The 14,990-nt window shown below is 57.5% G+C and carries 13 protein-coding genes; 3 read left to right on the top strand and 10 right to left on the bottom strand.

Annotation, left to right across the window (positions count from 1 at the left end):
* Nucleotides 1–200: 200 nt before the first annotated feature.
* Nucleotides 201–1,001, top strand: coding sequence for a TatD family hydrolase (locus tag IEN85_RS12765; RefSeq protein ID WP_191617471.1), 801 nt, complete (start codon nucleotides 201–203; stop codon nucleotides 999–1,001).
* 64 nt (nucleotides 1,002–1,065) lie between these two features.
* On the opposite strand, the gene IEN85_RS12760 is transcribed toward IEN85_RS12765, so the two are convergent.
* The 5 genes from IEN85_RS12760 to IEN85_RS12740 form a co-directional block, all read right to left on the bottom strand.
* Complete coding sequence (locus tag IEN85_RS12760; RefSeq protein WP_191617470.1) at nucleotides 1,066–2,565, bottom strand: NapC/NirT family cytochrome c; 1,500 nt, start codon at nucleotides 2,563–2,565, stop codon at nucleotides 1,066–1,068.
* 136 nt (nucleotides 2,566–2,701) lie between these two features.
* Nucleotides 2,702–3,037 (bottom strand): c-type cytochrome, encoded by a 336-nt coding sequence (locus IEN85_RS12755; RefSeq protein WP_191617469.1) that lies wholly within the window; start codon nucleotides 3,035–3,037, stop codon nucleotides 2,702–2,704.
* Between the two features lie 25 nt (nucleotides 3,038–3,062).
* On the bottom strand, nucleotides 3,063–5,141 hold the full coding sequence (locus tag IEN85_RS12750) for a TonB-dependent receptor (RefSeq protein WP_191617468.1): 2,079 nt from the start codon (nucleotides 5,139–5,141) through the stop codon (nucleotides 3,063–3,065).
* Nucleotides 5,142–5,165: 24 nt separating this feature from the next.
* The gene (locus tag IEN85_RS12745; RefSeq protein ID WP_191617467.1) at nucleotides 5,166–5,957 is read right to left on the bottom strand and encodes a cytochrome c3 family protein; all 792 of its coding nucleotides are present in this window, start codon (nucleotides 5,955–5,957) and stop codon (nucleotides 5,166–5,168) included.
* A 380-nt stretch (nucleotides 5,958–6,337) separates the two neighbouring features.
* Nucleotides 6,338–6,637: an HPr family phosphocarrier protein gene (locus IEN85_RS12740; protein ID WP_191617466.1), complete on the bottom strand. Its 300-nt coding sequence runs from the start codon at nucleotides 6,635–6,637 to the stop codon at nucleotides 6,338–6,340.
* 95 nt (nucleotides 6,638–6,732) lie between these two features.
* On the opposite strand from IEN85_RS12740, the gene kdsB reads away from it, so the two are divergent.
* The gene (kdsB, locus tag IEN85_RS12735) at nucleotides 6,733–7,479 is read left to right on the top strand and encodes a 3-deoxy-manno-octulosonate cytidylyltransferase (protein WP_191617465.1); all 747 of its coding nucleotides are present in this window, start codon (nucleotides 6,733–6,735) and stop codon (nucleotides 7,477–7,479) included.
* 108 nt (nucleotides 7,480–7,587) lie between these two features.
* On the opposite strand, the gene carA is transcribed toward kdsB, so the two are convergent.
* A complete protein-coding gene (gene carA / locus IEN85_RS12730) occupies nucleotides 7,588–8,745 on the bottom strand; it encodes a glutamine-hydrolyzing carbamoyl-phosphate synthase small subunit (RefSeq protein WP_191617464.1) in 1,158 nt (385 codons plus the stop codon).
* A 139-nt stretch (nucleotides 8,746–8,884) separates the two neighbouring features.
* On the opposite strand from carA, the gene IEN85_RS12725 reads away from it, so the two are divergent.
* Entirely contained in the window at nucleotides 8,885–10,081 is a 1,197-nt protein-coding gene (locus IEN85_RS12725; RefSeq protein ID WP_191617463.1) for a KamA family radical SAM protein, read from the top strand.
* A 135-nt stretch (nucleotides 10,082–10,216) separates the two neighbouring features.
* On the opposite strand, the gene IEN85_RS12720 is transcribed toward IEN85_RS12725, so the two are convergent.
* The 4 genes from IEN85_RS12720 to IEN85_RS12705 all read right to left on the bottom strand — a co-directional run bounded on the left by IEN85_RS12720 (nucleotide 10,217) and on the right by IEN85_RS12705 (nucleotide 14,946).
* Nucleotides 10,217–11,884 (bottom strand): GH39 family glycosyl hydrolase, encoded by a 1,668-nt coding sequence (locus tag IEN85_RS12720; RefSeq protein WP_191617462.1) that lies wholly within the window; start codon nucleotides 11,882–11,884, stop codon nucleotides 10,217–10,219.
* Nucleotides 11,885–11,941: 57 nt separating this feature from the next.
* Complete coding sequence (locus IEN85_RS12715) at nucleotides 11,942–12,496, bottom strand: sugar O-acetyltransferase (RefSeq protein ID WP_191617461.1); 555 nt, start codon at nucleotides 12,494–12,496, stop codon at nucleotides 11,942–11,944.
* Nucleotides 12,497–12,504: 8 nt separating this feature from the next.
* A complete protein-coding gene (locus IEN85_RS12710; RefSeq protein ID WP_191617460.1) occupies nucleotides 12,505–13,275 on the bottom strand; it encodes an EI24 domain-containing protein in 771 nt (256 codons plus the stop codon).
* Between the two features lie 327 nt (nucleotides 13,276–13,602).
* A complete protein-coding gene (locus IEN85_RS12705; RefSeq protein ID WP_191617459.1) occupies nucleotides 13,603–14,946 on the bottom strand; it encodes a TolB-like translocation protein in 1,344 nt (447 codons plus the stop codon).
* Nucleotides 14,947–14,990: the final 44 nt, after the last annotated feature.

Here is a 14,990-nt window from a genome sequence, read left to right as displayed (position 1 = left end):
GGAGTGCGGAAAGTCATGCAGCAAAGCGATTGGAGGGGCTTTGGCAATGGGAGAATTGGGAAGCTTGGAGATAGATTCGTGGCTTTAGATTTTCTAATGTGTCCTTCCGTCCCTCGAGTTTGTCGGGGGACAGACACCCCATACGAGCTCGGGTCGTTTTAAGGTTGCGGATAGGGCGGGTCGTTGGCGGTTTGGTGGGCATGGCTGGAATCGTCGATTCGCACACGCATTTACATAGCTTCGCTCTCAAGGGCTTGCTGGACCAGACCTTGGAGGCTGCGTCCGAGGCTGGTCTGGAGCGACTGGTTACGGTAGGGACGGATACGGACGACTGGGATGTGTATGCCGAGATGGCCGAGAAGTATTCCCAGGTCGACTACACGGTGGGTATCCATCCGTGCTCCGTGGAGACGGGCTGGGATAGGGGCTTCGAGCAGATCGAGGCTTTTTGGAGTCGGAATTTGAAGCCGGTGGCGCTGGGGGAAATTGGCTTGGATCGTTTCCACCTGCCGCGCGGCGACGAGGCGGCGGCGAAGCGAATTTTCGAGCTGCAGGTGGCGGCCTGCGAGGCGCAGTTGCAATTGGCTAAGAAGCTGGATTGCCCGGTGGTGATCCATTCGCGCGGGGCTTTCGAGGAGTGCGTGGAGCTGATCGACGCGAGCGGGGTGGATTGGAGCAAGGTGGTTTTCCACTGCTTTTCCGAAGGTCCGGGCGAGATGAAGCAGTTGCTCGATCGCGGCGGCTTCGGCAGTTTCACAGGCGTCATCACCTTCAAGAACGCGGAGAGCGTGAGAGAGGCTGCCAAGCTGCAGGGCTTGGATCGCTTGATGATTGAGACGGATGCGCCTTATCTGGCGCCGATGCCGAAGCGGGGAAAGCCGAACGAGCCGGCGTACTTGGCCTATACGGCTGCGTATTGCGCGGAGCTGTTTGGGGTGTCGCTGGAGGCGTTTGCGGCAAAGACTACGGCTACGGCGACGGCTTTTTATGGCTTGAGGTAGGGAATCGTGTCCGCTGGGACAGCGGACACTACCTTTGAGAGATCGCGACCAAGGTCGCTCCTACCTATTCGAGCTGGAGGCCGCCGGTGTGGCATTCGGCGCAGGTGAAGCCGAGGTAGGAACCGTCAGGGTGGTCGAACTCGGTTTCTTGCGAGGTAGCGAAGGTCATGTTTTCCGGATCGCCTTGCGAGATGACGTCGTGGCAGGTGTGGCAGTTCTTGGCGGAAAGGGTTTTGGAGCCGTCAAAAGTAGTGTGCTTGTCGTCATGGCAGCGGAAGCAGCCGAGCGTGTCCTTGTGTCCGATGTGGTCCGGGTAGGCCCGCCAGTCGGCTTTCATTTCCGGAAAAATGTTTTTCGCGTAGAAGTCGTGCACGATGGCGATGGCTTGCTCGATCGCGGGAGCCGGGCCTTTGAGTTCTTCGCGCAGGGTTTTGGTAATGGAGGTCTTGGCCTCTTCGCGCGACTCGTAAGTGGGGTCGAGGGCGCGGGCGACGACGTACTTGAGTTCGGGGAGCTCCATGGACAGGTGACCATGGTGGAGGGCTCGGTCGACAAGGTCGTTGGGTTTCTTGAAACCATGGGCGGGGCGGCTATGGCAGTCGATGCAGTCCATGGTTTGGACGTCGCTTACGAGATTTAGGTCGGGCAGGTCCTCCGCGTCTTCGTCTGGAGTAAAGGTGTACTCTGTTACGCTTCCGTCTTCCTTGCTTACCTTTATCCAGGGGATGACGTCTGGATTCTCCTGGGCGGTGGTGAACTCGATCTTGTTTTCCTCCTTCGCGTGCCAGTGAATGCCGTTGGTTTCGCCTAGGGCGTTCTTCTCGGGGCCCAGTTTGAGGCGTAAGGTGACGGAGAAAGGTGTGTTTTCGTCGTCGCTTAGGTAATGGTGGTAGGTCTTGGCGACGTCCTTGAAATCGGGACCGTCTTCGTGGCACTTGTTGCAGCTTTCTTGGGTGCTTGGCAGGTAGTGGGGATCGGCTCGCAGCGGCGTGGGATACTTGTTGAAGGCGAGCGAGTAAACCTTGTAGATGCCGTGCCATTTGGCTTTGAAGGCCCCTTTCGCTCCCTCGCCTACGTGGCAGTCGACGCAGTTGAGGTGCGAATGGATGTCGTCGTCGTAGGCAACGAACTCGGGCTCCATCACGGAGTGGCAGAGCACGCCGCAGAATTGGTTGGAACTCGTGTAGGTATAGGTCTGGTAGCTGCCCATGCTGGTGGCGAACATGAATACCATAGCGGCTCCGATGAAGGCTCCGAATATGCGACGGTCCTTCAGCTTCGACAGGTCGAAGCGAAGCGTGACGCCTTGCCCACGGCGTTTTCGCCAGTGCCACAGCCAACCCACGAATGTGAGCAGGGAGCCGAATCCGAAGAAGAGGGGCGCTACGATGTAGCTGAGAATGCCGACATAGGGATTCGATCCGCCAGTCACGAGGTCGAATCCGATGAGCAGAAGGAAGGCGAAGAAGCTGCCACCGACGACGATCAAGCCGGCAAGGCTCAGCCAGTTGCGAAAGTGCAGGAGCAGTCCGCGTTCGTTGTCGTCGTTTGGGTCGTTTGGCATATTCGGTATTTGGATACAGTGTTACATAGGCTCGCTTTCTAGGCGAGTCTCAGGGGGAGGAGGGGAAGCTCCTCGTTTTCTTGATAGGGCTTAAGTCGAGGAACGACCCTGGAAGAGCCGTCCCATGGGGTTCGCGCTATTTCGCCAGCGAGCGAACGTAGGCGAGGAAAGCTGCGATTTGCTCGTCGGTGTAATCTTCGCCGTAGGCGTTCATAGTGAACTCGCCGTCCTCCTTCACGCCTTCCTTGATGGCTTTCACGATTTCCTCGTCTGACATTTCGGCTTGGACTTCGGCTTTGCGGTAGTCCTTTAGGCGGAGCTTGCGGCCTTTTTTGGTGAGGCCGCTGCCGTCTTCGGCGTGGCACTTTTGGCAGTCCTTTCCCCAAGCGGCGACGACATCGAAGTCATCGGCGGCTAAGGATCCGCCGAAGATGGCAGCGACAGCAAACAGTGCGTAAGTTTTGAGTTTCATATTGAATCTGGATTAGTCTTGGTGGTTAGAAGCGATAGCGGATGGAGCTGTAGAGCACTTGGGCGTCGTAGTCGTTGAAGCCTCCTGCGGCTTTGTCTTCGCTGTCGTAGTAGGAGTAGCGGAGGGTTAGCTGAGCGTTGTCGGTCAGCTGGCGGGTGTAGGTGGCGCTGGCTCCTGTTTCGACTAGGTCCTCGCCGTAGGGTTGGGCGAATTCGCTGTTGTCGACGTAGTTGTCGACGGCGTTGTAGAATAGCGTAACGGCGGCGCTGGAGTTTTCGTCGATGCCCCAGGAAGCAGAGAGGTTTCCATTCCAGAAGTCGCCGTCTAGGACTGCGACTGTATCGGCGACTCCGCCTCCGATGGTGGACACAGGAGACTCGCGAGCGTCGTCCATGAAGACGCCTGATGCTTGGATGTAGAACTTCTCGAAAGCGAGGGTCGCGGATTGGCTGAAAATGAGAGCCTTGCGATCGTAGGAGTTGACCCATTCGAGCCCCAGGCCTTGAGAATCGATGGAAGATTTCTGGTAGTCGATGCGGGTTAATCCGCTAAGGCGCTTGCTGGCTTTCCAGCGGACGGAGACATTGATGTCGTCGGTGGTGAAGTCCTGTCCCGAGGTGAATGCGGGATAGGCTCCGGGATCTGGATCGATTATATGCGTGAACTTGTTGTCGCGTTCCTTGTGGTAAACGTTGACGATGTAGCGCAAGTCGGAGCTGGGGTAGAACTTCGCGCTGGCGGAGACTTTCAGAACGTCCCGTTCGTTGTTGGACAAGCGTTCCAGCAATTGGCTGCCTGTTTCCGCGTCGAATTCTTCTTCGAATTGGTCTCCGTCGCCGGTGGTGTAGAGGATGGCTCCGCTGTAAACCGTATTCTCCTGGCCGGTGTAGGTGAACTCGGCGGACGCGGCCACGTCCTTCCAGTCGCTGTGGGCGTCAAGAGCTATGGGGTGGATCTCGAACTCGTTGGATGAGGTGGAGAATTCGGTTTCGTCGAATTCGCTGACGATGCCTGTATTCATTTCCTCGAGACGTAGCGAGTAGACTGCCTTCCAGTTCTTTGCCGGTTTGCTCAACCAGTTAGCGTTGAGCAGCCATTGGTCGATTTGGCTGTCGGCGATTAGGTTGGTCCAGCCGTGGTCGCGACGTTGGCCTTGGAAGTCGACGTCGAAGGGCGCGTCGAACTCGGACCCGTAGATTCTGCCTCCGGTAACGTTGGCGTCGATTTCGGTGTAGGCGATGCCTGCGGTAAAGGTATTCTTGTCGTCGATCTCGGTGATCGAGGAGAAGCGGGCGCTGAGAAGGTCGCTATCGTAGGTTTCGCGGTGGGTGATACGCCGGAACGCGGATTCGTTAGGCCGCCTTGTCATCTTGCGAGCGTTGTCGGTGTCGCTGCTTTCGCTGCGCAGGGAAAGCTTCGTCTTGGTGTTTCCGAATTTCTCCTTGGCGGCGATCTCGAAGATGTCGCGCGACTCGTCGATGTCCCAGAAGGTGGGAACGATGTTGCGGGTGCCGAACCCGTTGGTAAGGGTGGTATCGGCGAGGGCGGAAGACGACTTCAATCCGTTCCTTTCGTGGCGGATGTAGCTGAACTCCACTTCGGGCAAATCCTCGAGCGTCAGTCCGGCGGAGAGTTCGAAGGTGCTGCGATCGATGGCGAGCTCATCGTCGTAGATATCGATCCAGGTGTCGCCTCCCGGAAAGTACTTTCCGCTACCGTCGTAGTAGACGCGGTACTCCTCGTACTTCAGCTTGAGGAAGCCGACTTCCTCGTTGAGGAACTCCATACCGAAGAGGTAGTCGTTGTTGTCGAACATGGCGCGGCCTTCCACGGAGAACTCCGTATAGTCGCCCACGTAGCCTTCGTACTGGAAGCGCTCGATCCCGCCGTAGGCGTGCTTCTTGATGGGGTGGCGAGCAAGGTAGGCTGCTTCGTTTCCATTGTGGGAGGCGTGTCCCAGTGTGATGTCCACGTAGTTGCCGGAATCCGGCAACTGCTCTTGCGAATGGGCGGTGAGGGGAAATGCGATCGCAAGGACGGCGGCGCTCAGGGTTGTGGAAAGAGCGGAGACGGGGCTAAGGGGTGTCGAAACTGCATTTTTCATTTTTGGCTCCTTGTACTCGAAATGTTAATACCTGAGGGAGGAATTTACGTGCGATCCGTGGACCGACTCGTGGCAGCCGGCAGTCCAGCAAGTGCCGCGGCTAACAAAAGAGGCGTGGTTGCGGCCTCCGATTAGGATGACGTCAGGAGCGGTTTGTTGTTGGAAGTGGCATTGGAGGCAGAGCATTTGGTTGCTGGTCTTGAGCATCTTCTCGCTGGGCGACCCGTGGGGCGTGTGGCAAGTCGTGCATCCGTCCCGGGTGGCTTCGTGCTCGAATACGAAAGGTCCAGCCTGGGCTTGGTGACATTGCACGCAGGTTTCGCCTTCTCTCATGCTAGCGACGCCTCCTCCTTTGATCGCCGATCCGTAATGCGGGTCATGGCAGTCGTTGCAGGTGATTTGGTCCCCGATTGGGTGGGCGTGGGCAAGGGCGAACGAGCCTTTCACGTCGAGGTGGCACTGGTAGCAGGTATCGGGGTCGGCCTGCGGATTGTGGATCGTTCCGATTTCTCCACCGCTATCGTTGTGGATACTGCCGGGCCCGTGGCAGGCCTCGCAGCCCATGTTGACGGCGTGGTTGCCGTCGGCGAGCAGCTTGGCGTGGGTGGCCGAGTCGAAGCCGGAAACGATTTCTTCGTGGCACTCCTCGCAGCTCTGCACTCCCATGAAGGAGGCTCCGGGGATTTGAGGGGGCCGGAAGTAGGCCTGGTAGTTCACGCTACAAGCAGCAAGAATCGTCATCACGGCGATGCTGCCAAAAAGTGCGGCCTTGCTCTTGCGAAAGCCGCCTGAACGGGACGAGGTATGATCGTTCATGGCCTAGGGGATTAACTTAGTTTATGAAGAAGAGAACCGATATTAGGGATGGTAATCTTCAAATCGGATAAATCCAGCACTAAATAATAAGATACAAAGAATTCTTTTATTGTAGTGCGAAAACGGGAAATTATCAAGTCGAGCTAATGGAATGGTTCAGGGAAATTAATAGGGAGCTACCCGGCGTGGGGCGCTCTTACCAGAAGGGTCAATGAAGAGGGGGAGGGCGTCGTTCCCGACCGCCATAAGCCCCGCTGAACCTGCTAAAAAACCGCTTTCCGGATCAGGAAAGGCGGTTCGAGTAGTGAAACAATGAGGCTTTGGATTTTGTTCGCAGAGCCCGTTTCGAACGCTCTCAGGGAGAGCGATCCGGCTAGGTTTTACTTTTCGTCGAACTTGGTGGCGAAAAGCGCTTCCAGCGCGTCGAGACACTCGGCGGCGTCGGGGCCGGTAGCGAGGGTTTTGATTTCGGACCCCTTGCCGGCTGCGAGCATCATGAGGCCCATGATGGACTTGCCGTTCACTTGCTCGTCGTCCTTCTCGAAGAAGACGTCCGAGGTGAACTTATTGGTGACTCTCACAATCATGGCGGCGGGCCGAGCGTGGATGCCCATTTGGTTTTGCACCGTGAGCATTCGTTCCAAAGCGTTTCCGTCTGATTGTAAGTTCGCAGAATCCATAAGCTGATAAGTCGATAAAATTACTTTGAGTAAAGGTCTTGTATACGTATGGACTAGCCCAAGTACAAGTACGGATATTTTACCCTAAGACAATTATGCTAGCTATCGTCGCTCCTGCCCGCCTTGCCTCAACTCGCTTCCCCGAGAAGCTGCTACATCCCATCTGCGGCAAACCTCTCATCTTGTGGGTCGCGGAGCGCATTCGAGACCAAGCTCCGGACATTCCCGCCTATTTCGCCGTGGACGACGCGCGGCTCCAGGAGGTGGTGGAAGGCGCCGGCTTCCGTGCCATCATGACCCGCACGGATCACCAAAGCGGCACCGACCGCTTGGCGGAAGCCAACGAGCAAATCGGGGCGGATGTCCTGATCAACGTACAGGCCGACGAGCCATTGGTCGCGGCCTCCCAGATCGCTGCTCTTGCCAAGTTCATGGAGGAGGGGGCAACCATGGCTACCTTGGCCACTCCCTTCCGCCGCCGGAAGGACTTTCTCGATCCGAACCAAGTCAAGGTGGTTATGAACGAGCAGCAGGACGCCCTTTATTTTTCGCGGGCGCCCATACCCTACAACCGAGATGCCTTCGATACCTTCGATGACGCATGGGTGGATGCAGCCCCAGCCTACCGTCACCTAGGCCTCTACGCGTATCGAGCGGAGTTTTTGAAGCAGTTTTGCGCCCTGCCGCAGGGGAAACTGGAGGTGATCGAAAAACTGGAGCAGCTGAGGGCTTTGGAAAATGGGGTAGCGATCAAGGTGGGCCTGACGGAGGAGGTTTCCATCGGGATCGACACGTCCGAGGATGCGGCTGCATTCGCGGCTTACCTGTTGAAGGAGGATTAGTCCGATTCGGCATCTTGCAACGCGGACCGGGTGGAACCGGTCCCTCCAGATTATCCACAAAAAAGCGCGGTCCGTTAGGAACCGCGCTTTGTTTTTTGGGGAATAAAGTTACGCCTTCTTGGATTGGGCGACGAGCTGGTAGAACTTCTCGAAGTTCGGGTTGGCGTCGCTTGGTCCGGGGCCGGCTTCCGGGTGGTACTGCACGGAGAAGACTGGCTTGTCCTTGAGCTTGATGCCGGCGATGGTGTTGTCGTTCAGGTTCTTCTCGGTAACGACGGCGCCGCAGGCTTCCAGGCCCTCTTCGGAGGTCGCAAAACCGTGGTTGTGAGCGGTGATCGCCACGAAGTCGGTTTCGAAGTTCTTCACCGGTTGATTTCCGCCGCGATGCCCGAACTTGAGCTTGTAGGTCTTGGCTCCGATGGCGTGCGTTATGATCTGGTGGCCGAGGCAGATGCCGAAGATCGGGTAGTCGTTGATCAGGGCACGGACTGTCTCGTGCACGTAGGTGACGGGCTCGGGGTCGCCGGGACCGTTGGAAAGGAAAATGCCGTCCGGGTTGATGGCCTTGATTTCCTCGACGGAGGAAGTGGCGGGGAATACGTGCACCTCGAAGCCGTGGTGGGCGAGTTCGCGGAAAATGGATTTCTTCGCGCCCAAGTCGAGGGCTGCGATCTTGAACTTCTCGCGTTGGCGGGCGGGCTGGCGGATTACGGAGCTGACGGGATTGTAGGGCCAGCTGCTTTCGGCGGCGCCGTAAACGTAGGTCGCCTTGCAGGTGACTTCCTTGACGTAGTCGGCGCCAACGATGCCTTCCCACTCTTTCGCTCGCTTGACTGCTTCCTCGTCGGAGATGTCTTCCGTGCTGATGCAGCACTTCATGGCGCCGGATACGCGGAGCTTCTTGGTGATGGCCCGGGTGTCGACGCCCTCGATGCCAGGAATACCGTTCTTTTCGAGGTACTCGGGGAGGGTGGCGGTGCTGCGCCAGTTGCTGGAAATAGGACTGAGCTCGCGGACGACGAAGCCGGAGCACATGGGCTTGTCGGCCTCGATGTCTTCTTCGTTTACGCCGTAGTTGCCTATCATCGGCGCAGTCATGGTTATGATTTGGCCGTAGTACGATGGATCTGTCAGGATTTCCTGATAACCGGTCATGCTGGTATTAAAAACAGCTTCACCTACCACCGTCTTTTTCGCTCCGAAAGCAATGCCTCGGAACACGGATCCGTCTTCTAATGCTAGTACACCTGTCTGGCTGTCGTTCATTAGATTTGGGACAAAAGTTGGTTTGCGGTGGGGCTACAATCCCTTTTTGTGACAATTTGAAATAAAATCGCCGTCCCGTGCTGCACACGGCGAAACGCTGCCTAATCCCAACTACTTCTCTACAGATTTTTCCGTAATTATGCCTTACATTGAAGACCGAACACACTGGCAAACAGGCCAAGGCCTCTGGGAGCACGTTCCCGAATCCGACTGGAACAACTGGGTCTGGCAGCTGAAGAATCGAATCACCACGCTCGAGCAACTCGAGCAGCACATGGAGCTCACTCCGGAGGAACGGGCTGGCTGCGAGCACGCCAACACCAAGTTGGCTATGGCCATCACGCCGTACTTCTTCAACTTGATCGATCGCGAGGACCCGAACTGCCCGATCCGCAAGCAGGTGATACCGCGGGCTGGAGAAATGACAGTTGGCCAGGAAGAGATGCTCGACCCGGTGGGCGAAGACGGCCATTCGCCGGTGCCGGGGCTGGTGCATCGCTATCCGGACCGTGTCCTGTTTTTGGTGACGGACCGCTGTGCCGCTTACTGTCGCTATTGCACCCGTAGTCGCCTGGTCAGCAACGCTCAGGACTACAACTTCCACCCCGAATTCGAGGCAGGGCTCAAGTACATCGAAGAGCATCCGGAAGTGAGAGACGTGCTCTTGAGCGGAGGTGACCCGCTGCTGCTTTCGGACAAAAAGATCGACTATTTGCTCGGTCGCTTGCGGGCGATTCCGCATGTCGAGTTTATCCGCATCGGTTCGCGTATTCCGGTCTTTCTTCCGCAACGCATCACTCCCGAGCTTTGCGAGATCTTCAAGAAGCATGGTCCGATTTGGATGAGCATCCACGCGAACCATCCTAGGGAGTGTACTCAAACTTTGAAAGATGCGTGCGAGCGTCTGTCCTTCGCGGGTGTGCCGCTAGGCAATCAATCGGTCTTGCTGAAGGACGTGAACGACGACGCGGACATCATGAAGGCCTTGGTGCACCGCCTCGTACGCATGCGGGTGCGTCCCTACTATATCTACCAGTGCGATTTAATCACCGGTAGCGCTCACTTGAGGGCTAACGTCTGCAAGGGAATCGAAATTATGAAGCAGCTGCGCGGCCATACGACCGGCTATTCGGTTCCGCAGTTCGTGATCGATGCTCCAGGTGGGGGTGGAAAGGTACCGATCAACCCTCAGTACATCACCAAGATCGACGACGAGGCGATCCACTTCAAAAACTTTGAAGGCAAGCTCTACCGGTATCCGCTTAAGACCTACGGTCCGCTTGAGTCTGACGACGATGACGACTGCAAGTGCGACGCGGAAGAGATCATGCTTTAGTGGGGTATCATTTGGTAAGTCGCTCCTGGTAGGGCGGTCTGGCCCAGACCGCCGCAGCGCAAGATCTACTCCACGGCGGACGGGGCCAGTCTGCCCTACCTTTCCGCCGATCTGGCGGCGCCTCTGCTTTGTAAGCTAAAGTTCAAGCAGGAGGAGCGATACGCCTTGGCGAGGGAGGGCGAAATCAAGCTTGGCTTGGCCTGCGGAAATTTCGACCGAGCTCGGGGAATTTTCGAGGATCGCGAGCTCCGAGGCGGCTTGCAGCTCTGCGTAGGCTTCCTCGTTGGGGGCTACGGGCTTGCCCATGCGCAGCCAAAGGTCGTAGGCGTTGCTGTGATATTCGTCGATTCGGTAGTGGGTCAACTTGGCGTTGGACCTATTGCCGGGGAGATTTCTCAAGCTGAGGCTGACTGCGGCGTCCTCCCCGGGCAGGTCATCGTCGTGGTAGTGCCAGACCATAACTGCGACGCGGTTGTCCTCAAGGGTGGCGAATGCTGCGACATCCGGCTGGTCGCGAACGCCGACGTCTATCATTTCTTGGAGTTCGATTGCTGCCGTACTGTCGGTTTGGATACGGTCGCCGCCCATTTTACTCATCATGCGAAAAACGTTGAGTACGGGCAAGGCGACGCCGTTGGAAGCGAGTTGGCGGAAGCCGGCGAAGTAGGCTTGGTCTTCGAAGGTGAACGCCCAGCTGAGCGCTCCGTCGAAGGTGACGCCGTGCCTGTCGGCCAGATCGTGCTTGCGAGCGAAGGAAGCGGCAGTGTAGCTCGAATAGACGGTTCCGTTGCGATAGGAAAACATGTCGCCTTGGCAGGCTGCGCAGCCCTCGGGATCGGACTCCCCGATAATGATCGGCGTCTCTTTCAACTCGGGGAAAGAGGCTACGATGCCAAATCCATTGTCGATGGCTTTGAGTTGGTTGGAAATGCCCATGCGGATGTGGTCCTCCTGGTAGCGGGGGTGCCCCTTGGCGTGGAAGGACACGAAGTCCAGCTGGGTTCCCGTATGGCCGGTGGCGTAATTCTTTCCGCGCAAGCAATGCTCTATAAAACCTCTGGTGAAATCACCACCGCTTCCCGCGACGTCTGGCCCGCCGACGCGAGCGCCGGGGATGGCTCTCTGTACTCCATCGATCGCGTAGTCGTGGAGTTTTAGAAACTCTTCCAGCGTGCCTTGCCAATAGCCGATATTCGCCTCGTTCCAGGTTTGCCAGTACCAGCTCTCGACTTCTTCCTTCCCGTAGCGTTCGAGGCAATGCTTGGCCCATTGATAACAGAGTTCGCCCCATTTTTCGTAGTCTTCGGGCGGATATGCCCAACCGGTATAAACTTTCTCGTAGCGAAAGCCGGGCCGCCATTCATGCTTGTAGGGGTGCGGCTTGCTGGAAAGGGCTTCCGGCATGAACCCGAGCTGGACATAGGGACGGACACCGTTTTCGAGATAGGTGTCGAATATGAGATCGACGAGAGTCCAATCGTAGATGGGGTTTCCCTCTTCGTCTTCCGTGTACATGTTGGTGCTGCCCCACTTCAAGGCGGGGGAACCGTCACCGCTCGTCATGAGATTATGGGTACGGAAGTAGACGTTTTTCGCCTGCAGCTCTCCCAGTTGGGAGAGGAGTTTCTTGCCGTCCTTCATGTAGGCGTAGTTCGGTTCGTCAGCTCCAAAGAAACGCCAGATCTGACGGTATTCGCCGAGGCTGTTCTCGGCGTCTACAGTTATGGATACGGGAAACGGTTGAGCATGGGAACCCGCGACTGCTGCAGCCGCGAGGAAGACGAGACAGGAGTTTCGTATCATAGGGGTAGGGGTTGGTTTTGGGGTATTGGAAACGCTGGCTTCTCAGCGTGTAGAAAATCAGATTTCTCGGATCACGCGGCAGGGGTTGCCAGCGGCGACGACTCGAGGCGGCATCGGTTTGGTCACTACGCTGCCGGCTCCGATGGTTGTGCCTTCTCCGATAGTGACGCCGGGCAAAACGATGGTACTGCCACCGATCCAAACCTTGTCGCCGATGGTGATCGGCTTGCCGAATTCGGTGAATGTGGCTCGCTCGTCCGGATCGATAGGGTGCGCTGCGGTGTAGAGCTGTACGTTCGGTCCGAACTTCACGTACTCGCCTATGGTGATGGGGCAAACGTCGAGCATGACGCAACCGAAGTTTGCGTAGAAGGCTTTCCCAAGGTGGATGTTATAGCCGTAGTCGCAGCGAAACTCGGGCTCGATGAAGGCAGTCTTGTGATAGGCGCCCAAAAGCCGCTCTAGGATTTGGGCGCGTTCCTTGAACTGTTCGGGTGCGCTGGCGTTGTAGCGGTGGATCGCTTGGCGAGCGGCTAAGCGTTCGCTGGCTAGTTCCTGGTCCATGGCGACGTAGGGTTCGCCCGCGATCATTTTCTCTTTTTCGGTCGGCATTGAGAAGTTCAGCGTCTTAAGGTTTTGCCATCGTAGAGCGTGTCCACACCGCTGACGGCTGCGGCAATGATGCCGTAGGAGGGGGCAAGAAACCAGCCGACGATGGGAATGAACATCATGAGCACGAAGCCGGCTCCATTCCCCATGGCATGCCACTTGTGTCGGTTGGAGTGGGAGAGGCTGGCGCGGATTCCGAGGCGTCGTCGCTCGAGAACGGGATCCATGAAGCCGGCTCCCGCGAAGAAGGCCTGCACGACGAGCATGCCCATGAAGTAGATGGCTGCGCCGACGATGGGGAGCAGCCATAGCAGCCAGCAGACCACCGTCAGCATGAGTGAGATGACTAGCATAATGATGCTTACCATGGAGCTGCGATAGAGGTCATAGATCAGTCCGCCAATGGAAAAACCTGGCCCTTTCGTTCCGTGAAACTTTTCTTCGGCCGTTTCGGATATGACTCCTATAAAGGGCGCGTAGATGATCATGACCACGCTGCGATAGAGTAGGAACGCGAGGTAGATCGCGAGCAGGCCGACTATGATGCTGAGGCCCCAAGCCACGCCATTGGCTACTTCGTTGGGCAACCACTTTTCGCTGATATAGGTGCTGAGTTCCTGTACGCTGAAAAAGGCACCGCCGAACAAACCGCCAACGAAGAGCGGAAAATAGAGCATGCTCAGCAATCCGGGAACGATGAGGTGCTTCCACATGCCCTCCTTCCAAACCAGGTGATGAGCGTGTTTGTAGGCGCGCAAGCCTTGCATGAAGGGTTTGATCATTGCTCCGGAGTTTGAAGAACGACGTACCCGCTTGTCGATGGTTTCGTTACACAAGATAAATGGCTGGCCGTCTGCGGCCAGCCGTTGGAAGTTTATGTGTGGAGCTTGAGTTCAGTGGAGATCGGCTCGCGCGCAGCGGACCGGGTGGAACCGGTCCCTCCAGAGCTACTCAGAGATGGAGGGACGACCTCCGCGTCGTCCGCGCTGCACGTGCGTTCTCCAATTTTCCGACTGCTTTTGCAGATGAACCAAATTTTTGGATACGTGGAGAGGATGGGTGCAAGCAAGGTGTCGGTGCGTGACAAACACACTCCTCCGGACTGTGGCTCAGTCCTTGCGAAGCACGCCGCTGTAGTCGCGATCCAGCAAGCTGTCGGGCAGGTAGACGATGCAGATGTTCATGGATCGATCGTCTTCGGATAGCATGGCGGACTGTATTTGTATTTTAGTGCCGTCGGGGCTGAAGGTCGGGTGTACGTGATCGCGGGCGCTGGGCTTGTGTCCGGTAGTGAGCAGCATCATCTCGTCGGTCTTGCGGTCAATGAGGTAGAGGCTGCGGGAGAAGTCGTCCCCGACTGCCCAACGACCGTCGGCGGAGCCGTGCACGTGCCAGAGTCCGCTACCGCTGCGGGTTTGGCCGGCGATGCGCATCTCGCGGGTGCGCAGGTTCACGATGCCGAGACCGGTAGGCTTTTCGCGAGTTCCAGAGGGCCCCCAGTCGCCGTCGGTTCCTACTTTGTTGTGACCCATGATGGCGATGGCGACTTCGTCGGGAGAAATGATGGCTTCGTGGGTAACCCATTCGTATTCGGCTTCGGGATACAGGGCTTCGATTTCTCCACCGACCTTGACGGTCCAGAGGCGCTGAGGTGACTTGCCGCCCGTTTCCCAGCAGAAAACCAGTTCTCCGCTGACCCAGGGATTGGTTTGGATGTGCCCCATCTGGAAGGGAGCTGCCGCCACGAATTCGATTTTCCCGGTGGGAATGTGCATGGAAGCGATGCCGGTGGGCCCGGCTCCCATGTTGCGGGGGCCGAAGTTTTCCGCGATTTCCACGCTGGGGTCGAGGTGTTTGGCGGCTTCCTCGCGACCGACGCGGAAGTAGATGACGTCCTCGTTGGCGTCGATGGCCATGTCGCCGCCAGCCCCCATATCGCCAGGGACCTTGCCGACGATGCGTTGATAGCGGTCAGCCGGCTTGAGCGTACCTGCGGCGCTGTCGGCGAAGAGGGATTGGAGGTCAACCTCGACGATGGCCTTGTCGGCATCGCCGCGACCGTAGCGCGGTTGTTCGGTGGCAGGAAGCTCGGGGTCGCGCATGACGTAGAGTTTCATCGACTTTCGGGCGAGGGTGAGCATGCCGAAATAGCCGCCTTCGGTGACCTGCACGATGTCGCCGGTGGCCTCGTTTACGGCGAGGGCTTCTCCAGGGATGCGGTCGGAGCGGAAGACGAGCCATTCTCCGTCGGAGGTCCACTGGGGATGGGTCTGGTAAATCTTGGAGTCGCCGGATTGCTTGCTGGTGAGGAAGGCCAACTCCACGCCAGTGACGGGATCGGAGATGATCTTCTTTTCCGAAGGAAGCCGTGTCCCGATGGGAGAAGCGGCGAAGAGCTGAGCTGCCATAAGGCATGCGGCGACGGCAATGGTCGGGAGCAAGGGGTGTTTCATAGCCTCCAACTTGTCCGCTTTTTCGGCAGGGGTCAAAGAAGGCC

The sequence above is a fragment of the Pelagicoccus enzymogenes genome (genome assembly GCF_014803405.1).
In the GTDB taxonomy this organism is placed as follows: domain Bacteria; phylum Verrucomicrobiota; class Verrucomicrobiia; order Opitutales; family Opitutaceae; genus Pelagicoccus; species Pelagicoccus enzymogenes.
The sequence above is the reverse complement of the archived record's forward strand: the minus strand, read 5'-3'. Positions and strand labels throughout refer to the sequence as shown.